A 20,864-nucleotide genomic window follows, 5' to 3' on the forward strand; every position below is an offset into this window, starting at 1 on the left:
GCCTCATGGTAACGAGACAGCGCGATTGCTGCCAGTTGACACACCCGCTCAACGTGGAGCACAAACGGCTCCACGTTCAGGCAGAAGTTTTCAGCCGTGAGCGCCCTTGGCGCATTGGCAACCCGCCGAGGTGCAGGCTTCGCCATGTTCATGATGCTTGGCGCAGCCTTCGCAGCAATAGTGTTTGCCGTGACGGACAATGGGGTGTTCACCCAGTTTGCAGTTACATTTTGGACAGTCGCAGGTCGTTGCTTTCATCTATCTGACTCCATGCGTGTGGTCGTCCAGAGGCGGCACCAATGCCGCACCTGAAGCAATGACCGCACATTGAAAAACGGTTCCGATGACGTGACAGGCGGCCCTCGCTCATCTCTTAGGGTAGTCGATGCACTCGCGACCATGACCTGCGATTGCGATCTGCGTACCCACGCTCGCCGGCCACATGACCTCACGTCGCCTCTCGCATCCTGACTCAAGAACGCGCTGGAGTGATCAAGGTTGGCCGTGGGATGATCGCCGCCACTGCGCGATTACCCCGGAGAGTTTGCATGTCGTTGAGTAAAAAAGCCGTTGTCCTGTTGCTGACAGCGGTCACCAGCTTCGCTGCCGTGAGCGTTTACGCCGCCAGGCAACCGGCCGCGAAAACCGCACCCGCCCAAAAAATCTCGGCACTGGGCGGAAAATTCGCTTTCACCCTGCCCCAGGGCTTCATCGCCAACCCGCTGCCCGGTGGCGATGCCGCCAAGGGCACTGCTGGTGCAACGGGCACCATGTACACCAATCAGGCGAGCAAAACCGTACTGATCATCGCTGAAAATACCTTGCCCAATGGCCTGAACGTCAAAGACAACGACACCGCGTTTCTCGACGAATCAGTGTCCGGTTTCGCCACTCAGCAACGCGAAGCCTTGCCTGACTTCAACAAACAAAGCGAGAAAAGCTTGACCGTCAAAGGTCTGGGTCTGCGCCAGATCGACAGCACCGCCACCCAAGGCGGCGGTCTGACGCTCGACACCAGCCTGCTGGCCGGCTCCGGCACACGCATGATGCTGATCCAGATCATCTCCCGCGCCGACGACAAGGCGGGGCATGCGGCATTGGTCAAACAGATCCTTGGCGATAAATAAGCCTTCAGGCTACTGATTGACCCGCAGCAACCAGGCGTTCAAATCCTGCATTTCGGTCACACTGATGGTGTGGCCGATGCCCGGATAAGCATGAAACTCCGGCATGAGCGCAATGCTCTGCAACAGGCTGTTGGCCTCGCTGCCATCGCTGTAGGGCAGTTTCAGATCGGCCGTCCCATGACCGATGAAAATCGCCAGCGGCTCTAGCGCTTTATCGGCCTTGAGCTGCGACCTCAAGACTGGCAAAACCTTGCCGCTCAACGCCGCAATCCCGCGCACCGTCTCGGGATGACGCAAGGCGACTTCATACGACATGATCGCCCCCTGGCTGAACCCCACCAGAAACACCTTATCGGCCTCGGTGTGATACTTCTTCGCCGCCTGCGCCACGAAGTCACGGATCAACCCCGCGCTAACGTTCAGGTCTTCGGTTTCACCGTCATAGGCGCCTTCGCCCTTCTTGCGAAACCACTGATAACTGTCCGCCTCCACCGCCTGCGGCGCTCGCACCGAGAGGTACGTGTACTGCGCCGGCAACTCGTCCTTGATGTCGAACAGATCCTCTTCGTTACTCCCCGAGCCGTGGAGAAAAATCACCAACGGCTGATTGCGTGAATCAGGATTGGACTGCTCAAGGTACGGCAACGGCAAATCATCGTTGAGCGCCGCATGGGCAACGGAAGACACCATCAACATCAACACAGCAAAAAAACGGAACATGGATCTTCCCTCGAATACGGCAAATTCGCGCCAGAGCCTAACACCACAAGAAGCGCTTTCGAAAACCACCCCAACCGCTCAGGCCAAAGGTCAGGCCGCCGGGATCAAAAGATCGCAGCCTGCGGCAGCTCCTACGAAGATCACCAGTGGCGTTCCCCCCACTCAACAGGCCGAGCGTTAGCTCGCCTGCCGCTTTTGATCTTGATCCACCCGCCCCTTCGGCAGGCCGAGTGGAGGTGTTCATCAGGGGGTGGGCGCGCAGCGCCGTACGGCGCAGCCGGACACATCGAGAGGAGGTCGTCGCGAAGCAGACCGTAGGCGATGCCCCCTGATGGACACCGGAGTGAGGGAACGCCGAGCCTAAGCGAGGTGCCGTACGCTTGGGGCGAGACCTTTGGTTACTTTGGGGCGTTTGCCAAAGTGACACGCTGTAAGAGCGGAACCATAAGCCGCCGTTACCGCAGGAATGGATATGTACACCTGCAAGAGACTGGTCGGCTGTCAGGCCGCCATCGCGAGCAAGCTCGGCTCCCACAGTAGATCTATGTACACCTGCGGGAGATGGGGCAGCCAGACCAGACTCAATCGTTGACCAACTTCCCAACCCGAATCGCTTCCCGTCCGGCCACCTTCGCCTGCCAGATCCCCGGCTGCGTATACCGCCCGCGATCCAGCGCAAACAACACCCCACTGGTCCCGGCACACACCACCGTCAACCGATCACTCAACGGATCGACCACCTCAAACAACGCATCGCCCTTCTCGACCCACTCCCCCGCCTCACGCAGAAAACTCACCACCCCGTGATGCGGCGCAAACAGATACTCGGTCCCCTCGAACGGCATCCCCTCACAGCACTCATCCGGCGCTTGCGGCCACTGCCCGGCAATAAAACCCTGCTCCGCCAGGAACCCGAGGATCGCCTCGCAACTGGCTTGAGCCTGATCAACCCGAGTGTCACCCATGCACCCCAACTCCAGCGTCGTCGCCAGGTTGGCCGGTGGAATCGCCGCCTCTGGAAACGCCTTGGCCAACCGCAACCACGGCGACGAACAGGACTCATCGAACGAACTGCCACCGGAGTCTTCGCACAACAACGCCACACCGGCCTTCAACCGCGCCGCCAGAGACTGCCATCGCGGCCAGTGTTGCGGCAGCGCATAAAGATGAATGGCCGCCTCGAAATCGCAATGCAGATCCAGGGTGATGTCGGCCTCACAGGCATGCCGCAACAACAACCGATGCAGGGCTTCCAGCTGTGAAGCCGGAGCCGGCAACCGGTCGAGGACCTGACCCATGGTCTGACGGATCAACGCGATGTTGGCCTCGGCGTCGGTACCCAACTGCGAACCGATCAACTCCCCCACCGGCCCGCTGAGTTCATAGAACGCCCGGTTGAAATTCTTCCCGCTGCCCAGCTCGAAACGGCCCATGTGGGCGCTTTGCAAATGCTGGTCCAGGCCAATCGGGTTGGCCACCGGCACCAGTTCGATAACGCCGTTGAGCTGGCCCAGGGCTTCAAGTTCGGTGAGACGCTTCTTCAGCTCCCAGGCCGTGCGCATGCCCGGCAGTTCATCGGCGTGCAGGCTGGCCTGAATGTAGACCTTGCGCGAACCCGCGCCAAAACGAAACACACTGAGGCTGCGCTCGGTGCCAAGGTGGCTCCAGGGCAATTGATGGTCGATACGTTGCATGGCGGGCTCCTGTATTGAACTCTGCCTGGTGGCCTTTGCGTTTGCCTTCAGACGTCTGTAACCGGCCTTCAGAAACGCCTCGTTTTCAGTCAAGATGCCACAGGTTCCGACGGAAAAGCCGACCGTACAACCCTTCGCCACCAGAGAGCCGCGCCATGCCCGAGCAATCGACCTCGCTGAACCTGATCCAGCACCACCCCGCCGAAGGCCCGGGCGCTATCGATGACTGGGCCGAGTCCCGAGGGCTGACGCTGAAGGTGTTTCGCGCGGACCTTGGTCAGCTTCCGCCCGCAGGCGCTGCGCCGGTGATCATTCTGGGCGGGCCTTATGAGGCCAACGCAGGTCCGCAGTGGCTGGCAGAAGAGCGCAAGTGGCTGGCGGCAAGCATCGCACAAGGTGCGCCGGTGTTCGCCATTTGCCTGGGCGCGCAATTGCTGGCCCTGAGCCTGGGTGGGAATGTGCGGCGAATGGCCCGGACCGAGACCGGCTGGACCCAGGTTACGTTCGCCGATGGGCGCGCATTGAACGTGCTTGAATGGCATGAGGATGCGATTGATCTGCCGCCAGACGCCCGGTTGCTGGCCAGCAGCGCCCAGTGTGAGCAGCAGATGTACGCCGTCGGCTCGACGCGTGTGGGATTGCAGTTTCATCCGGAATGGAACGCCGAGTCGGTAGCACTGCTTAACACCCACTTCGGCGAAGAATCCCCCCTGCCCCGCGATCAGGACGACAGCGCCGCTTACCGCCAGGTGTTCGATTGGTTGCAAGCGACGCTGGATGAGTGGCACGCGGCCGCGTCCAGAGCCTAGCAATTCCCCTCGCCACAAGAACTGACTCGACTACGTATCGCGATCAGCAATCGCATCCGATTGCAGCACTGGTTGGCCGTTCAACCGGGTGGCTCAGCTCAAAGCCTTCATCCAGCCATCCGGTCACTCCGCCGATCATTTCCTTGACCGGGTACTCCAGCGCCGCGAGCTTCACCGCAGCCTTGTTCGCGCCGTTGCAGTGCGAACCGGCGCAATACACCACGAACAGCGTGGTTTTCGCATAAGCCGCCAGGACCTCGGCGCTGATCAAGCGCCCAGGAATGTTGATCGCGCCCGGCACATGACCGCGCTCGAACGCCAGTGGCCCCCGTACATCCACCAGAACGAAGTCCACATCACCAGCCTGCTGGCTGCCAAAAACGTCGGAACAGTCGGTTTCAAAGGTCAGGCGATTGCTGAAATGCATCAGGGCAACGGCAGAGGGAGCGGCAGGAATTTCGCGAACCAGACTGGTCATGAGTGTTCTCCAAAGCGTGTGTGGGCGTGAGAGAACTGTATCCAACTCGCCGATACCGCTACAGTGGCGCACAAGACACTCACTGGGAATTTTCCGCCAAATGCATACCGACCCCGGATTTGTCGCGATTCTGGCCTACGACGGTCTCTGCACCTTCGAGTTCGGGATTGCCGTGGAGATTTACGGACTGGCGCGGCCGGAGTTCGACTTTCCCTGGTACGAACACCGGATCTTCGCTGTCGATCAGGGACCGATGCGCGCCATGGGCGGTATTCAGGTATTGGCTGACGGCGGCATGGAACTGCTGGAAACCGCGCGAACCATCATCATCCCCGGTTGGCGCAGCCGCAGCGAGCCGGTGCCGGAAGCGCTACTTTGCGCCTTGCGCCAGGCCCATGCCCGAGGTGCGCGACTGCTGTCGATCTGTTCCGGGGTATTTGTACTTGCGGCCACGGGGTTGCTCGACGGACTGAGCGCAACGACTCACTGGCGTTATACCGAGGAACTGGCCGAGCGCTTCCCGAACATTCTGGTCGACCCCGATGTGCTGTATGTCGATGCGGGTCAGTTGATCACCTCCGCCGGCAGCGCCGCCGGCATTGATGCGTGCCTGCATCTGGTGGCGCGGGACTTCGGCACCCAGGTGGCAAACTCGGTGGCACGCCGGTTGGTCATGTCGCCGCAACGTACCGGCGGTCAGGCGCAGTTCATTCCCGCCCCCGTCAGCCGCACACCCCGCAGCGATCTGTCGCGCGTCATGCAGTGGGCCCGCGAACGCCTGCATGAACCATTGGGCGTACGCGAACTGGCGAGCCAGGCGGCCATGAGCGAGCGAACTTTTTTGCGACGATTCAGTGAAGCCACCGGTGCCTCGCCCAAGTCCTGGCTGCAACAACAACGGCTGGCACGCGCTCGGGAACTGCTGGAAAGCAGCGCACACAACACCGAGTCCATCGCGCTGCAATGTGGTTACCGTTCGGTGGAAAGTTTTCGGGTGGCGTTTCGCAGCGTGGTCGGGCTGCCGCCCTCGGTATACCGGGAGCGGTTTGGTCGCGAGGTGAACGCGCTATAGGTGTGAGGGAGGACTGCAAATGCACTCACCCGCAAACGCAGCAGTACCGCGTTTGCGGGTGAGGTACAGCGCCGGGACTTAGTGCCCGCTGCACAGCATTTCTTGGGGTACGTATTTGCCGATTTCAAACTTGCCGATCGCTGCACGGTGCACTTCGTCCGGGCCGTCGGCCAGACGCAGCGTACGTTGCATCGCGTACATGTAGGCCAGCGGGAAATCGTTGGAGACACCCGCACCACCGTGGATCTGTATCGCCCGGTCGATCACCTTCAAGGCCACGTTCGGCGCTACCACCTTGATCTGGGCGATCTCGCTTTTCGCCACTTTGTTGCCCACGGTGTCCATCATGTAGGCGGCTTTGAGAGTCAGCAGCCGCGCCATGTCGATCTCCATCCGCGAGTCGGCGATCTTGTCGATATTGCCGCCCAGCCGCGCCAGCGGTTTACCGAATGCGGTGCGGTTGATCGAACGCTTGCACATCAATTCCAGCGCGCGCTCCGCCATGCCGATCGAACGCATGCAGTGGTGGATCCGGCCTGGGCCAAGGCGCCCCTGGGCGATCTCGAAACCACGGCCCTCACCCAGCAACACGTTCTCATAAGGTACACGGACGTTCTCGAACAGCACCTCGGCGTGACCGTGAGGCGCGTCGTCGTAACCGAATACTGGCAGCGGACGGACGATCTTCACCCCGGGAGCATCCACCGGCACCAGGATCATCGAGTGCTGCTGGTGACGCGGTGCGTCGGGGTTGCTCAGGCCCATGAAAATCAGGATTTTGCAGCGTGGATCGCACGCGCCGGAAGTCCACCACTTCTTACCGTTGATCACCCACTCGTCACCATCACGCACCGCTCGGGCGGCCATGTTGGTGGCGTCGGAGGAAGCCACGTCCGGCTCGGTCATGGCGAAAGCCGAGCGGATCTCGCCGCGCAGCAGCGGTTCCAGCCAACGTTGCTTTTGCTCTTCATTGGCGTAGCGCACCAACACTTCCATGTTGCCGGTGTCCGGCGCCGAGCAGTTGAACGGCTCAGGCCCGAGCAAGGAACGGCCCATGATTTCCGCCAATGGCGCGTATTCCAGGTTGGTCAGGCCGGCACCCAGTTGGGATTCCGGCAAAAACAGGTTCCACAAGCCTTCAGCCTTGGCCTTGTTTTTCAGTTCCTCCATGATCGCGGTCGGCTGCCAGCGATCGCCTTCAGCAACCTGGCGTTCAAACACCGCTTCGGCTGGATAAACGTAAGCATCCATGAACGCAGTCACGCGTTCACGCAGTTCCTGGACCTTGGGGGAATAGGCGAAATCCATGGGCAGCTACCTTTTTTGACGAGGTGTTGGAGACGTTGTTGAGGTCATGAATCGATGCTAGATCAGCGTTGATAATTTACCTAGCCTATTCTCGGCGTGTATTAACATTCATCACCGATATATGATCGACTGATCGAGCCCTCCTGCCCCTATAACAAGAGCCAGAGCAAAACGCCATGAATCTAAGCAAGGTCGACCTCAACCTTTTCATCGTCTTTGACGCGATCTACACCGAAGCCAACCTGACTCGCGCCGGGCAGATTGTCGGCATCACCCAGCCTGCGGTGTCGAACGCTCTGGCCCGCCTGCGCGAGACCTTCAACGACCCGTTATTCGTGCGTACCGCCCAAGGCATGGTGCCTACGCCCATGGCGCAAAACATCATCGGTCCGGTACGTAACGCGCTGTCGCTGCTGCGGGTATCGGTGCAGGAAAGCCGGATTTTCAACCCGTTGCAGGCGGCCAAGACCTATCGCATCAGCATGACCGACCTCACCGAAGCGGTGATCCTGCCGCCGCTGTTCCAGCGCCTGCGACGTCTGGCGCCGACGGTGATCATCGAGAGTTTTCTGTCCAAACGCCGCGAGACCACCAAGGAGCTCGCCGCCGGCCGCCTGGACTTTGCCATCGATGCACCGCTCAACACTGACCCGCAAGTGCGCCACGTCAAGTTGATGGAAGACCGTTATGTGTGCGCCATGCGCAAGGGTCATCCGATGGCGAGCAAGGAAAAATTCAGCCTCGACGACTACCTGTCACTGACCCACGTGCATATTTCCAGCCGCCGCAGCGGCCTCGGTTATGTCGACCTGGCCTTGGGCAAAATGGGCATCCAGCGCAAGATCGCCCTGCGCTCGCAGCATTACCTGATGGCCTCCCAGGTGTTGCAGCAAACCGACATGGTGATGACCGTGCCCGAGCGTTTTGCCCGGCGTCATGACCTGCACGCCTTCTATCTGCCGGTCAATGATGTGCCGCCGGTGGAGACCCACCTCTACTGGCACGAAAGCACCGATCAGGACCCGGCCAACCGCTGGATGCGCGAGCAGATCATCGAGTTGTGCCAGCAAGTGACGGCGCATGAGAAGAAGCTCGACAAGCAGTTGGCTTGAGGAAGGTTAAAAGATCGCAGGCTGCGCCAGCTCCTACACCGTATAGGCATATGCCTGCGATTTTTTCCTCCTTGACGTTTACGTCAACCTGACATTAGCTTAGCGCCATGACCTTTTTGCGAGCGCGCCCATGAGCAGCCAGACTTACAGCATTTCCGACCTCGCCCGCGAGCTCGACATCACCACCCGCGCCATTCGCTTTTACGAAGAGCAAGGCCTGCTCAGCCCCGAGCGTCGCGGCCAGGAACGTATCTACTCGCCACGTGACAAGGTCAGCCTGAAGCTGATCCTGCGTGGCAAGCGCATCGGTTTTTCCCTGGCCGAATGCCGCGAGCTGATCGAGCTTTACGATCCCTCCAGCGGCAATCAGAAACAGCTGCACAGCATGCTGGCGAAAATCACCGAACGCCGTGAACAGCTTGAACAGCAACTGCTGGACATCGAGCAGATGAAACTGGAACTCGACACCGCCGAAGAACGCTGTGTCCAGGCGCTGGAACAGACGATCAAGAGCCAGCAGGCTATCTGATCGTTCCCACGCTCTCATAACAACAGGTGAATTGCTTATGCCCCTCCCCACCCACGTACGCCTGATCGAAGTTGGCCCACGCGATGGTCTGCAGAACGAAGCCCAACCCATCAGCGTTGCGGACAAGGTGCAGTTGGTCGATGCACTCAGCGCTGCTGGTCTTGGCTATATAGAAGTCGGCAGTTTCGTTTCGCCGAAATGGGTACCGCAAATGGCCGGCTCGGCCGAGGTTTTCGCGCAGATCCAGCGCAAGCCCGGGGTGACCTACGGCGCACTGGCGCCGAACCTGCGCGGGTTCGAAGACGCAGTTGCTGCCGGGGTCAAGGAAGTCGCGGTATTCGCCGCCGCGTCCGAAGCCTTCTCGCAACGCAACATCAATTGCTCGATCAGCGAAAGCCTGGCGCGCTTCGTGCCGATCATAGAGGCCGCCCGGCAACACGGGGTCAGTGTGCGCGGTTACGTGTCCTGTGTGCTCGGCTGCCCTTACGAGGGTGACGTGGCGCCCGAGCAAGTTGCCCTGGTTGCACGCGAGCTGTACGCGATGGGCTGCTACGAGGTCTCCCTCGGTGACACCATCGGCACCGGCACCGCTGGCGCGACACGCAAGATGTTCGAGGTGGTTTCAGCTGACGTGCCGCGGGACAAACTGGCCGGGCATTTCCACGACACTTACGGTCAGGCCATGGCCAACATCTATGCCAGCCTGTTGGAAGGGATTGCGGTGTTCGACAGTTCCATCGCCGGCCTCGGCGGCTGCCCGTATGCCAAAGGTGCCAGCGGTAATGTCGCCACCGAAGACGTGCTGTACCTGCTCAACGGCCTCGGCATCGAGACCGGCGTCAACATGGATAATCTGATTCTGGCCGGCCAGCAGATCTGCAACGTACTGGGCCGTCCCACCGGTTCACGCGTGGCCAAGGCCCGCAGCGCGAAGTGATGTGTCGGGGGTGTTACCGCACCCGCAACAAAACGAGTAACACGGAAACAACCTGACCGAATTTTTATGAACGATTTGTCCTACAAAATGTTAATTTCTTGATTTTAAAGGACTTTAAAAAGTTGGCATGGCTTCTGCTATCTCTATGGCATAACAAGAATAAAAAGCAGCAAACCTAATAAAAATAAGACGTAACGACTCTGACATAACAAAAACAACACGGCAGAGACGCAGCTAACAGATTTTTTTGGAGAAGGTGTGCTTTTCAGGGTGCTGCTTGCAGTAACCCGCAACCGGGCAGAGAACAATAAAACTACCTTCAGGTAGCTCCCGAACTGGTTGGATCGCTTGGCGAAAAAGCAGATCAGCGCTCAAAAAAATACGTTTGCTCTTGACCCCGGATGGGGGTCGCCCAAAACAGCGGTAAAGGGTCACGGTTGCCAAAAACAACAACAGACCGCCCCTTAATAATAAAAAAAGAGCAGGCAACGACAAATTAAAGGGGAGCTTCGGCTCCCCTTTGTGCTTTCTGGCGTTTGACCAATCCTGTTGGAGCGGGGGGGGGGCGCCTAGCTCTTGCCCGCGATGGGAACGCCTTGATCCAACAGGGAAACCGCGTCATCGTTCATCGCAGGCAAACGGAACGCCTTCCGGCCGCTCCTACGGTTTATTGCGTAACTCCTCGATACTGATCTCACGCATCCGGAACTTCTGGATCTTGCCGGTCACGGTCATCGGAAACTCCTCGACGAACTTGAAGTAGCGCGGCGTCTTGAAATGCGCGATGCGCTCCTTGCACCAGGTTTGCAGTTCTTGCTCAGTGGCACTGTGGCCTGGGTGAAACTTGATCCAGGCAACGATCTCCTCACCGTACTTCTCGCATGGAATGCCGACGATCTGCACATCCGCTACCGCCGGATGGGTGAAAAAAAACTCTTCCAGCTCTCGCGGGTAAATATTCTCGCCACCGCGAATGATCATGTCCTTGTTACGTCCGGCGATGCAGACGTAACCGTCTTCGTTCATGGTTGCCAGATCGCCGGTGTGCATCCAGCCAGCCTGATCGATTGCCTCGGCCGTGCCTTGCAGGTTGTTCCAGTAACCGAGCATCACGCTGTAACCGCGGGTGCACAGCTCGCCGATGGTCCCGCGGGGCACCAGATTGCCCGCCTCATCAATGATTTTGCTTTCCAGCTGCGGCTGGGTGCGGCCAACCGTGGTGACGCGCAGTTCCAGGTCGTCTGACGGACCGGTTTGTAACGACACCGGACTGGTTTCCGTCATGCCGTAGGCAATCTGCACTTCGCTCATGTGCATCTCGCTGATGACCCGACGCATGACTTCAATCGGGCACGTTGCCCCGGCCATGATCCCGGTACGCAGCGTCGACAGGTCGAACTCTGCACGGCGCGGTTGATCGAGCATCGAAATGAACATGGTCGGCACACCGTACAACGCGGTGGCTTTCTCTTGCGCAACAGAGGCCAACGTCAGCAACGGGTCGAAGGCGTCGCTGGGGTAAATCATGGTACTGCCGTGGGTAACGCAACCCAAATTGCCCATGACCATGCCGAAGCAGTGATACAGCGGCACCGGGATCACCAGGCGATCATTGGCGGTCAGCCCGAGGCTTTCGCCAACCATATAGCCGTTGTTGAGGATGTTGTAGTGACTGAGGGTCGCGCCCTTGGGGAAACCTGTCGTGCCGGAGGTGTATTGAATGTTCACCGCCTGGTCGAAATGCAGGCTGCTTTGCCGAGCCTTGAGTTGTTCAACCGGCACCCCGGCGCCAAGATCCGCCAGTTGCGACCACGGCAAAAAGCCTGATGGCGGTTGCGCGTCGAGGCTGATCACGCCGCGTAAATCCGGCAGGCGCTCAGAGTGCAGACGGCCAATGGATTGCTCGGCCAGTTCCGGTGCCAGGCCTTGCAGCATGGCATGGTAATCGGACGTCTTGAACGAACCGGCACACACCAGCCATTGGCAGCCGGACTGCTTCAGCACGTACTCAAGTTCGGAACTGCGATAGGCCGGATTGATGTTGACCAGAATCACTCCAATCTTCGCGCTGGCAAACTGGCTGATGCACCACTGCGCACAGTTTGGTGCCCAGATGCCAAGACGGTCCCCCGTTTGCAAACCCAGCGACAATAACGCTCTGGCGTGCAAATCGACCGCTTCGGCCAATTGTGCCCAGCTGTAGCGAAGTTGCTGATGACGCACCACCAATGCATCGCCCTTGGGGTACTTCGCGACGGTGTTATCAAACGCTTGGCCAATGGTCATCACCAGCAAGGCTTTGTCTTGTGAACCACGGCTGTAGCTGTGCTGTGGGGGAACACTGTGTTGATCCATGACGACCCCTATTGTCTTTATTTTAGGAGCGAGGCTTACCTGCGACAGGACTGCCCCGGCGTTACTGAAAGTCCGCGCTATCGTTCATCGCGAGCAAGCTCGGCTCCTACAGAGTCGCTCAAGTTGACGTTAACGTAAAGGGTGATTGACAGCCATTCGTCACAGGCTTACGTTAACGTAAAGGTGACAGTCGATTCGGCGCGCTCTGCAGGCCGATTCTCCATTTATAAAAACAAGTTTGAAGGTGCCCCATGAGCTATCCGACCCTGAACTTTGCCCTCGGCGAAACCATCGACATGCTGCGTGACCAGGTCCGCGCCTTTGTCAGCAAAGAGATCGCCCCGCGCGCAGCACAGATCGATATCGATAACCTGTTCCCGGCTGACTTGTGGCGTAAATTCGGCGACATGGGGTTACTGGGGATTACCGTTCCAGAAGAATACGGCGGTGCCGGCCTGGGCTATCTGGCGCACGTGGTGGCCATGGAAGAAATAAGCCGTGGCTCGGCTTCGGTCGCCCTGTCCTACGGCGCGCATTCCAACCTCTGCGTCAACCAGATCAACCGCAACGGCACCCACGAACAGAAAACCAACTACCTGCCGAAGCTGATCAGCGGCGAGCACATCGGCGCCCTCGCCATGAGCGAGCCGAACGCCGGCTCCGACGTGGTTTCGATGAAACTGCGCGCTGACAAACGTGGCGACCACTATGTGCTCAACGGCAGCAAGACCTGGATCACCAACGGTCCGGACGCCAACACTTACGTGATCTACGCCAAGACCGACCTGGAAAAGGGTCCGCATGGGATCACCGCATTTATCGTTGAGCGCGACTGGAAAGGCTTCAGCCGCAGCAACAAATTCGACAAGCTCGGCATGCGCGGCTCGAACACCTGCGAGCTGTTCTTCGATGACGTTGAAGTCCCGGAAGAAAACATCCTGGGCGTGCTCAACGGTGGCGTGAAAGTGCTGATGAGCGGCCTCGACTATGAGCGCGTGGTGCTCTCCGGCGGGCCAACCGGGATCATGCAGGCCTGCATGGACCTCATCGTCCCGTACATCCACGACCGCAAACAGTTCGGCCAAAGCATCGGCGAATTCCAGCTGATCCAGGGCAAGGTCGCCGACATGTACACCCAACTCAATGCCAGCCGCGCCTACCTGTACGCAGTGGCTCAAGCCTGCGAGCGTGGCGAAACCACTCGCAAGGACGCTGCCGGCGTAATCCTTTACAGCGCTGAACGCGCCACGCAAATGGCCCTCGACGCAATCCAGATTCTGGGTGGCAACGGCTACATCAACGAATTCCCGGCAGGCCGTCTGCTGCGTGACGCCAAGCTGTATGAAATCGGTGCGGGCACCAGTGAGATCCGTCGCATGCTGATCGGTCGCGAACTCTTCAACGAAACCCGCTAACGGAGCTGTCCATGGCAATCCTGCACACCCAGCTCAACCCTCGTTCGGCGGAGTTCGCTGCCAACAGCGCGGCGATGCTTGCACAGGTCGACGCGCTGCACACCCGGCTCGCTCAAGTCCAACAAGGCGGCGGCGCCAAGGCCCAGGAACGGCATACCTCACGCGGCAAACTGCTGCCTCGTGAGCGAATCAATCGCCTGCTCGACCCCGGTTCGCCCTTTCTGGAAATCAGCCAACTGGCTGCTTACGGGGTCTACGGTGAAGAGGTTCCCGCCGCTGGCGTGATCGCCGGTATCGGCCGGGTCGAAGGCGTCGAATGCATGATCGTCGCCAACGACGCGACAGTGAAAGGCGGTTCGTACTACCCGCTGACGGTAAAGAAACACCTGCGCGCCCAGACCATCGCCCAACAGAATCGCCTGCCGTGCATCTACCTGGTCGACTCCGGCGGCGCCAATCTGCCGCGTCAGGATGAAGTGTTCCCGGACCGTGAACACTTCGGGCGGATCTTCTTCAACCAGGCCAACATGAGCGCCATGGGCATCCCGCAGATCGCTGTGGTCATGGGCTCCTGCACTGCCGGTGGCGCCTATGTGCCGGCGATGGCCGATGAAGCGATCATGGTCCGTCAACAGGCGACGATTTTCCTTGCCGGCCCGCCACTGGTAAAAGCGGCGACCGGTGAAGTGGTCAGCGCCGAAGACCTGGGCGGTGCCGATGTGCACTGCAAGATTTCCGGTGTGGCCGACCACTATGCCGACAGCGACGAACACGCATTGGCGCTGGCTCGGCGCAGCGTTGCCAACCTCAACTGGCGCAAACTCGGTGAACTGCAGCAGCGCACGCCGATCGCCCCGCTGTTCGCCAGCGATGAGTTGTACGGCGTGGTACCGGCCGACGCCAAGCAGCCGTTCGATGTGCGTGAAGTCATCACACGCCTGGTCGACGGTTCGGTGTTCGATGAGTTCAAAGCGCTGTTTGGTACGACGCTGGTCTGTGGTTTCGCACACCTGCACGGCTACCCGATCGCGATTCTGGCCAACAACGGCATCCTCTTCGCCGAAGCCGCACAGAAAGGCGCGCACTTCATCGAACTGGCCTGCCAGCGCGGGATTCCATTGCTGTTCCTGCAGAACATCACCGGCTTCATGGTCGGTCAGAAATACGAAGCCGGCGGCATCGCCAAGCACGGCGCAAAACTGGTCACCGCCGTGGCCTGCGCCAAAGTGCCGAAATTCACCGTGATCATCGGTGGCAGCTTCGGTGCCGGTAACTACGGCATGTGTGGACGGGCCTACGATCCGCGGTTCCTGTGGATGTGGCCGAACGCGCGAATCGGCGTGATGGGCGCCGAGCAAGCCGCTGGCGTGCTGGTGCAGGTCAAGCGTGAACAGGCTGAACGCAGCGGTCATCCTTTTTCCGACGCCCAGGAAGCCGAGATCAAACAACCGATCCTCGATCAGTACGAAGAACAGGGCCACCCCTATTATTCCAGCGCCCGGTTGTGGGACGACGGCGTCATTGACCCGGCGCAAACCCGCGACGTGCTGGCCCTGGCCTTGTCTGCATCGCTGAATGCACCTATCGAACCGAGCCGCTTCGGCGTGTTCCGGATGTGATCTGGAGAAAACCATGAGCGACTTCAATACCCTCGAACTACTGACCGACCCGCGTGGTTTCGCCACGCTGTGGTTGAGTCGCGAGGCGAAAAACAACGCCTTCAACGCCGAAATGATCCGCGAACTGATCCTCGCGCTGGACAAGGTCCAGAGCAACCCGAGCCTGCGCTTTCTGCTGGTGCGCGGGCGTGGCAAGCATTTCAGCGCTGGCGCCGACCTGGCCTGGATGCAGCAATCGGCCGAACTCGATTACCACACCAACCTTGACGACGCACGCGAGCTGGCTGAGTTGATGTACAACCTGGCCAAGCTGAAAATCCCGACGCTGGCGGTAGTCCAGGGTGCGGCCTATGGCGGCGCTTTGGGCTTGATCAGTTGCTGCGACATGGCGATTGGTGCCAATGACGCGCAATTCTGTCTGTCGGAAGTGCGCATCGGTCTGGCGCCGGCGGTCATCAGCCCTTTCGTTGTGCAAGCCATCGGCGAACGGGCCGCGCGCCGTTATGCACTGACCGCTGAACGATTCAGTGGCCAACGTGCTCAAGAAATCGGCCTGCTCAGCGAAAGCTATCCGGCCAGCGAACTGGAGTCGCAGGTCGAACAATGGATCAACAATCTGTTGCTCAACAGCCCCCACGCCATGCGTTCAAGCAAGGAGTTGCTGCGTGAAGTCGGCAACGGTGCCCTGAACCCGGCGTTGCGCCGCTACTGTGAAAACGCGATCGCCCGAATTCGCGTCAGCCCTGAAGGCCAGGAAGGTTTGCGAGCGTTCCTGCAGAAACGTCCGCCAAGTTGGCAGCCCGAATCCACTACCAAGGAGCTGCGTTGATGAGCGCCCCTGTTCTCACCACCTTGCTGGTGGCCAACCGTGGCGAAATTGCCTGCCGAGTGATGCGTACCGCCAAGGCGCTGGGCCTGACCACCGTGGCCGTGCACAGCGCCACCGATCGTGATGCGCGGCACAGTCGCGAGGCAGATATCCGCGTCGACCTGGGTGGCAGCAAAGCGGCTGACAGCTACCTGCAAATCGACAAACTGCTCGCTGCCGCCAAGGCCAGCGGCGCTCAGGCGATTCACCCGGGTTATGGCTTTCTCTCGGAGAACGCCGGATTCGCGCGCGCCATTGAAGCCGCCGGCTTGATTTTCCTCGGCCCACCCGCTTCGGCCATTGACGCCATGGGCAGCAAATCGGCCGCCAAAGCCTTGATGGAAACCGCTGGTGTACCGCTGGTACCGGGTTATCACGGCGAAGCTCAGGACCTGGAAACCTTCCGCGATGCTGCCGAGCGCATCGGCTATCCGGTGCTGCTCAAGGCGACTGCCGGGGGCGGTGGTAAAGGCATGAAAGTGGTCGAGGACGTCAGCCAATTGGCCGAAGCCCTGGCCTCGGCGCAGCGTGAAGCCCAATCTTCGTTTGGCGATTCGCGGATGCTGGTGGAAAAGTACCTGCTCAAACCACGGCATGTGGAAATTCAGGTCTTCGCTGATCAGCACGGTAACTGCCTGTACCTCAACGAACGTGATTGTTCGATTCAACGTCGTCACCAGAAAGTCGTCGAGGAGGCGCCGGCCCCCGGCCTGAGCGCGGAACTGCGCAAAGCCATGGGGGACGCGGCAGTCCGTGCGGCACAAGCGATCGGTTACGTCGGCGCAGGCACCGTGGAGTTTCTGCTGGATTCGCGCGGTGAGTTCTTCTTCATGGAGATGAACACGCGCCTGCAGGTCGAGCACCCGGTCACGGAAGCCATCACCGGTCTCGATTTGGTGGCGTGGCAGATTCGTGTCGCCCAAGGCGAGCCGCTACCCATGACTCAGGCGCAGGTGCCGTTGCTCGGCCATGCGATTGAAGTGCGTTTGTACGCCGAAGACCCGAGCAATGACTTCTTGCCGGCCACCGGGCACCTGGCGCTGTACCGCGAGTCAGCCGCGGGCCCGGGCCGGCGCGTCGACAGCGGTGTCGAGGAAGGCGACAGCATTTCGCCGTTCTACGATCCGATGCTTGGCAAGCTCATCGCCTGGGGCGAGGATCGTGAACAGGCACGTTTGCGGCTGCTGAGCATGCTGGATGAGTTCGCCATTGGCGGGCTGAAGACCAATATCAACTTTCTGCGCCGAATCATCGGACACCCGGCCTTCGCTGCGGCTGAGCTGGATACCGGATTCATCCCACGTTATCAGGAACAATTGCTGCCAGCGCCAAACGAACTCAGCGATGAGTTCTGGCAAGCCGCCGCTCAAGCCTTTGCGCAAGGCCAGACACACCACATACGCGCTGATGACCCGGGTTCACCGTGGGCCGTCGGCAGCGGTTTCCGTGCCGGGTTGCCAGCAGAAACCACGCTGCACTTAAGCTGCGAAGACCAGGATCGAGCAATCACCCTGCCCCCCGCCGACACCCGCAACGCCGAGCTCAACGGTGAGCAATTACTGGTCGAACATCACGGCTTGCGCCGTCAGCATCGCGCCATCCGTCAGGGTGAAACCCTGTACCTGCAATGGGAAGGTGACCTGCGCTGCATCAAGCCTTACGACCCTATCGCCGCGGTGGAAGCCAGCCATAGTCATCAGGGTGGCCTGACCGCACCAATGAATGGCAGCATCGTCCGTGTATTGGTAACGCCAGGGCAAACGGTCGAAACCGGTGCGCAACTGGTGGTACTGGAGGCGATGAAAATGGAGCACAGCATTCGCGCACCCCATGCAGGTGTGGTCAAAGCCTTGTATTGCCAGGAAGGCGAGATGGTCAACGAAGGCAGCGCGCTGGTGGAGCTGGAATAATCGCGGCCTGATGACAGGTCCTACGCCGTAGGACCTGTCTGACTAGAACTTGGCAGTTGCCTGCACCACCACACCAATGATTCGGCACTCGTCGGTAAACAGGGCTTTCGGATAAGTCGGGTTCAGCGGCACGAGATACCGTTGACCGCCCTCTTCGATCAACATGCGGAATGTCGCTTCGGCGCTGTCTGGCCACTGCGCGATCACCAGTTTGCCGGGCACGGCTTCAACGGCCGGATCGACCAGAATCAGCATGTCTTGCGCAATACTGATGCCGCTCGGTGCGGTCATCGCATCGCCGACCACGACCAGCCAGAACGCCGGACCTTGGGCGTGATAATCCGATAACTCGTGACGCCCCTTGGCATAAACAGCCGGCGCAGCCTCACGCACCTCACTGATGCCACGCCAGTCACTGACCGGGTAGCGGAAGTACGGGTTGTACTTTTGCGCCAGCGACACCTCGTAATCGCCCTCTTGCGCCTCGTCATCCGCGAGCTCGGGCTCCCTGATCACCAGGGCGACTTCGAGAAACCCCAGCCCCAACTCCCGAAGCACCCGGTTCATGTCCTCGAGGCTGGGTTGGCGACGCTTGTTCAGCCAATGGCCGACGCCGCCCTGAGACATTGCGAGACGCTCTGCGAGCTTTTCCTGAGTGATTTTGAGCTCACTCATCTTGGCCTTGACCAACTCAATCCATTTATCCATGGGCGGAACAATACTTCGCGTAGTCGGACCCTCAACACACACATTGTAGTATTTAATTTTTCGTCATGAATACAGTTTGTACTAGGATTCAAATTACTCAATCGCCCCACCCACGGAGCATTACCCACCATGGATATCACCCGCAAAGACACGGCCGAACAAGAAATCGACGCGAACTTCACCTCGCTCAAGGGCTGTGCGGCAGCTCAACGCGCCTTGGATTATTACTTGAAACCAACTGTTTCAGAGTTCGAAGTCGCGGAGCGATTCTTCGATGTAAACCGTAACATCAGCAGCGAAGAAGCTCTGGTCCATGCATCGGACTTACTGCGCTGTGCCGCTGCGACCGCTTATGAATCGGCAGACAACCTGCATGGCGCAAGCCGCGATCTGGCATTTTCAGTCGTACACATGATCGACATGGCCAAGGCCATGGTGGACAGGTCCCTGGACGGTGACCAGAAAGGATGAACAGGAAAACACGATCAGAGAACGCTGCGATCTGACTCAAGCCACAGACGTTTGGGGCAGCCACAGGAAAAATTCTTCCTATAAGGCAGGTGAAAACATTTGACTTGCAAATGATAATGATTATTATTGCATTCAGCTGGTCGCGAGATCAGTCGATAGACCAAGAGACCTTAGGTCGGACTCCTGGAATATCTCCTCATCAGGCTAATCACGGTTTTTGACCCGGCTTTTTGCCGGGTCTTTTTTTGCCAGTTATTCTGGCTATGGCTTCAGGCTAATGAAGACTGGTGCTGCTGAATTCGATGGCGCGGATGATATCAAAAGAGCATCTTTTTGCAACAAACCGCTCAAGCACGGGCTTTAAGCCGCCAAAAATAGCACTTGAGAATCAATCGCATAAACACTAAGCTGCGGCTGCGTCAAGGACGACGCCCCCCATTTTATCCCCCCGCAAATTGCCCTCGGTTTTCCCACCCTTGCGTGTAAAGTAACAGCCATAAAAATCATATTCAGGAATAGATTATGACCGTGGCCCACCGCTCCTTTGAGATCACCGCCAACTTCGACAGCGGCAACATCGAGGTGCTGGACATCAGCAATCCGTTACAGGCCTTGCTGGCCATCAAACCCGATACCCGCAGTCAGCATTTCCAGTGGTTTCACTTCAAGGCCAGTGGTCTGCACGTCGGCCAGGAACATTGGTTTCGACTGAACAACGCCAGTAAATCCTCCTATCACAAGGCATGGGACGGTTACCAGGCGGTGGCCTCGTATGACCACGTCAACTGGTTCCGTGTGCCGACGATCTTTGAAGGCGACTGCCTGCGCTTCAGCCTCGAAGCCACCGAGACTCACGCCTGGTTCGCCTACTTTGAACCCTACAGCCGCGGACGCCACGATTGGCTGATCGACCAGGCGTTGAGCAAGGCTGGCACCGAACTGCTGGCCACCGGCAAAAGCGTCGAAGGCCGGGATATTCAATTGTTGCGCAAAGGCAGCGGCGCCGAGGGCCAGCGCAAGGTCTGGATCATCGCCCAGCAGCATCCCGGCGAACACATGGCCGAGTGGTTCATGGAAGGTGTCATTGAACGTCTGCAACAGCACAATGATCCTGAGTTGAACAAACTGCTGGCCAGTGCCGATTTGTACCTGGTGCCGAACATGAACCCGGACGGCGCCTTCCATGGTCACTTGCGGACCAACGCCATGGGCAAGGATCTCAACCGCGCCTGGCAGAGCGCGAGCCAGGACACCAGCCCGGAAGTACTCTTCGTTCAACAGCAAATGGAGAAGTACGGTGTCGACCTGTTCCTCGATATCCACGGCGATGAAGAAATCCCCTACGTGTTCACTGCTGGCTGCGAAGGCAACCCGGGCTACACGCCGCGAATCGCAAAACTCGAAGAGCACTTTCGCAGTCATCTGAAACACCTGACCCGCGACTTCCAGACCACCCACGGCTACACCCGCGACCTCCCGGGCAAAGCCAACATGACCCTGGCCTGCAACAGCGTCGGCGAAAAGTTCGATTGCCTGTCACTGACCCTCGAAATGCCATTCAAGGACAACAACGACGCACCGAATGCACTCACCGGCTGGTCGGGCAAACGTTCGATGCAGTTGGGCAAGGATGTGTTGTCGACGATCGCGGAGATGGTTGGCACCCTGCGTTGATGCCTCTCAATGGCTGCATGCCGAAAGGTGTGCAGCCATCTTTCACTCGGCGGCGCTG

Annotated in this window: 19 protein-coding genes; 12 read left to right on the forward strand and 7 right to left on the reverse strand. The window is 59.3% G+C overall.

The window, feature by feature from the left end:
* Positions 1-90: 90 nt before the first annotated feature.
* Positions 91-258: a metallothionein gene (locus BK658_RS14540; RefSeq protein WP_123582880.1), complete on the reverse strand. Its 168-nt coding sequence runs from the start codon at positions 256-258 to the stop codon at positions 91-93.
* Between the two features lie 290 nt (positions 259-548).
* Between BK658_RS14540 and BK658_RS14545 the strand changes: the two genes are divergently transcribed.
* Positions 549-1,127 (forward strand): DcrB/PsbP domain-containing protein, encoded by a 579-nt coding sequence (locus BK658_RS14545; RefSeq protein ID WP_123582881.1) that lies wholly within the window; start codon positions 549-551, stop codon positions 1,125-1,127.
* Between the two features lie 9 nt (positions 1,128-1,136).
* Here the strand turns inward: BK658_RS14545 and BK658_RS14550 are convergent, their stop codons facing one another.
* Both BK658_RS14550 and BK658_RS14560 read right to left on the reverse strand, forming a co-directional pair.
* Positions 1,137-1,847 (reverse strand): alpha/beta hydrolase, encoded by a 711-nt coding sequence (locus tag BK658_RS14550; protein ID WP_123582882.1) that lies wholly within the window; start codon positions 1,845-1,847, stop codon positions 1,137-1,139.
* 581 nt (positions 1,848-2,428) lie between these two features.
* The gene (locus BK658_RS14560) at positions 2,429-3,541 is read right to left on the reverse strand and encodes a succinylglutamate desuccinylase/aspartoacylase family protein (protein ID WP_123582883.1); all 1,113 of its coding nucleotides are present in this window, start codon (positions 3,539-3,541) and stop codon (positions 2,429-2,431) included.
* A 155-nt stretch (positions 3,542-3,696) separates the two neighbouring features.
* Between BK658_RS14560 and BK658_RS14565 the strand changes: the two genes are divergently transcribed.
* Positions 3,697-4,350, forward strand: a complete 654-nt coding sequence (locus BK658_RS14565) for a type 1 glutamine amidotransferase (RefSeq protein ID WP_123582884.1) — start codon at positions 3,697-3,699, stop codon at positions 4,348-4,350.
* Between the two features lie 43 nt (positions 4,351-4,393).
* Here the strand turns inward: BK658_RS14565 and BK658_RS14570 are convergent, their stop codons facing one another.
* A complete protein-coding gene (locus BK658_RS14570; protein ID WP_123582885.1) occupies positions 4,394-4,828 on the reverse strand; it encodes a rhodanese-like domain-containing protein in 435 nt (144 codons plus the stop codon).
* Positions 4,829-4,928: 100 nt separating this feature from the next.
* Here BK658_RS14570 and ftrA point away from each other — a divergent pair, with 100 nt between their 5' ends.
* Positions 4,929-5,900: a transcriptional regulator FtrA gene (ftrA, locus tag BK658_RS14575; RefSeq protein ID WP_123582886.1), complete on the forward strand. Its 972-nt coding sequence runs from the start codon at positions 4,929-4,931 to the stop codon at positions 5,898-5,900.
* A gap of 78 nt (positions 5,901-5,978) precedes the next feature.
* Here ftrA and BK658_RS14580 read toward each other — a convergent pair whose 3' ends face one another.
* Positions 5,979-7,208 (reverse strand): acyl-CoA dehydrogenase, encoded by a 1,230-nt coding sequence (locus BK658_RS14580; RefSeq protein WP_123582887.1) that lies wholly within the window; start codon positions 7,206-7,208, stop codon positions 5,979-5,981.
* A 176-nt stretch (positions 7,209-7,384) separates the two neighbouring features.
* On the opposite strand from BK658_RS14580, the gene BK658_RS14585 reads away from it, so the two are divergent.
* From BK658_RS14585 to BK658_RS14595, 3 genes are all read left to right on the forward strand, one after another.
* The gene (locus BK658_RS14585; RefSeq protein ID WP_123582888.1) at positions 7,385-8,320 is read left to right on the forward strand and encodes a LysR family transcriptional regulator; all 936 of its coding nucleotides are present in this window, start codon (positions 7,385-7,387) and stop codon (positions 8,318-8,320) included.
* Positions 8,321-8,450: 130 nt separating this feature from the next.
* Entirely contained in the window at positions 8,451-8,849 is a 399-nt protein-coding gene (locus BK658_RS14590) for a MerR family transcriptional regulator (protein WP_054596574.1), read from the forward strand.
* A 37-nt stretch (positions 8,850-8,886) separates the two neighbouring features.
* Positions 8,887-9,786 (forward strand): hydroxymethylglutaryl-CoA lyase, encoded by a 900-nt coding sequence (locus BK658_RS14595; protein ID WP_123582889.1) that lies wholly within the window; start codon positions 8,887-8,889, stop codon positions 9,784-9,786.
* 660 nt (positions 9,787-10,446) lie between these two features.
* On the opposite strand, the gene BK658_RS14600 is transcribed toward BK658_RS14595, so the two are convergent.
* The gene (locus BK658_RS14600) at positions 10,447-12,141 is read right to left on the reverse strand and encodes an AMP-binding protein (RefSeq protein WP_123582890.1); all 1,695 of its coding nucleotides are present in this window, start codon (positions 12,139-12,141) and stop codon (positions 10,447-10,449) included.
* Positions 12,142-12,392: 251 nt separating this feature from the next.
* On the opposite strand from BK658_RS14600, the gene BK658_RS14605 reads away from it, so the two are divergent.
* Genes BK658_RS14605 through BK658_RS14620 form a run of 4 tightly spaced genes read left to right on the forward strand, consistent with a single transcriptional unit; the run spans position 12,393 to position 17,953 of the window.
* The gene (locus BK658_RS14605) at positions 12,393-13,556 is read left to right on the forward strand and encodes an isovaleryl-CoA dehydrogenase (protein WP_123582891.1); all 1,164 of its coding nucleotides are present in this window, start codon (positions 12,393-12,395) and stop codon (positions 13,554-13,556) included.
* A gap of 11 nt (positions 13,557-13,567) precedes the next feature.
* On the forward strand, positions 13,568-15,175 hold the full coding sequence (locus BK658_RS14610; protein WP_123582892.1) for a carboxyl transferase domain-containing protein: 1,608 nt from the start codon (positions 13,568-13,570) through the stop codon (positions 15,173-15,175).
* Positions 15,176-15,188: 13 nt separating this feature from the next.
* A complete protein-coding gene (locus BK658_RS14615) occupies positions 15,189-16,004 on the forward strand; it encodes a gamma-carboxygeranoyl-CoA hydratase (RefSeq protein ID WP_123582893.1) in 816 nt (271 codons plus the stop codon).
* On the forward strand, positions 16,004-17,953 hold the full coding sequence (locus BK658_RS14620; RefSeq protein ID WP_123582894.1) for an acetyl/propionyl/methylcrotonyl-CoA carboxylase subunit alpha: 1,950 nt from the start codon (positions 16,004-16,006) through the stop codon (positions 17,951-17,953). Before BK658_RS14615 ends, BK658_RS14620 begins: the two co-directional genes overlap by 1 nt.
* Before the next feature lie 42 nt (positions 17,954-17,995).
* Here the strand turns inward: BK658_RS14620 and BK658_RS14625 are convergent, their stop codons facing one another.
* Positions 17,996-18,661, reverse strand: a complete 666-nt coding sequence (locus tag BK658_RS14625) for a LexA family protein (protein ID WP_123582895.1) — start codon at positions 18,659-18,661, stop codon at positions 17,996-17,998.
* 129 nt (positions 18,662-18,790) lie between these two features.
* Here BK658_RS14625 and BK658_RS14630 point away from each other — a divergent pair, with 129 nt between their 5' ends.
* Positions 18,791-19,132, forward strand: coding sequence for a DUF6124 family protein (locus BK658_RS14630; protein ID WP_054596565.1), 342 nt, complete (start codon positions 18,791-18,793; stop codon positions 19,130-19,132).
* A 522-nt stretch (positions 19,133-19,654) separates the two neighbouring features.
* A complete protein-coding gene (locus tag BK658_RS14635) occupies positions 19,655-20,806 on the forward strand; it encodes a M14 family metallopeptidase (RefSeq protein ID WP_123582896.1) in 1,152 nt (383 codons plus the stop codon).
* The last annotated feature ends 58 nt before the right edge of the window (positions 20,807-20,864 follow it).

The sequence above is a fragment of the Pseudomonas brassicacearum genome (assembly GCF_003732175.1).
Lineage (GTDB): Bacteria > Pseudomonadota > Gammaproteobacteria > Pseudomonadales > Pseudomonadaceae > Aquipseudomonas > Aquipseudomonas brassicacearum_G.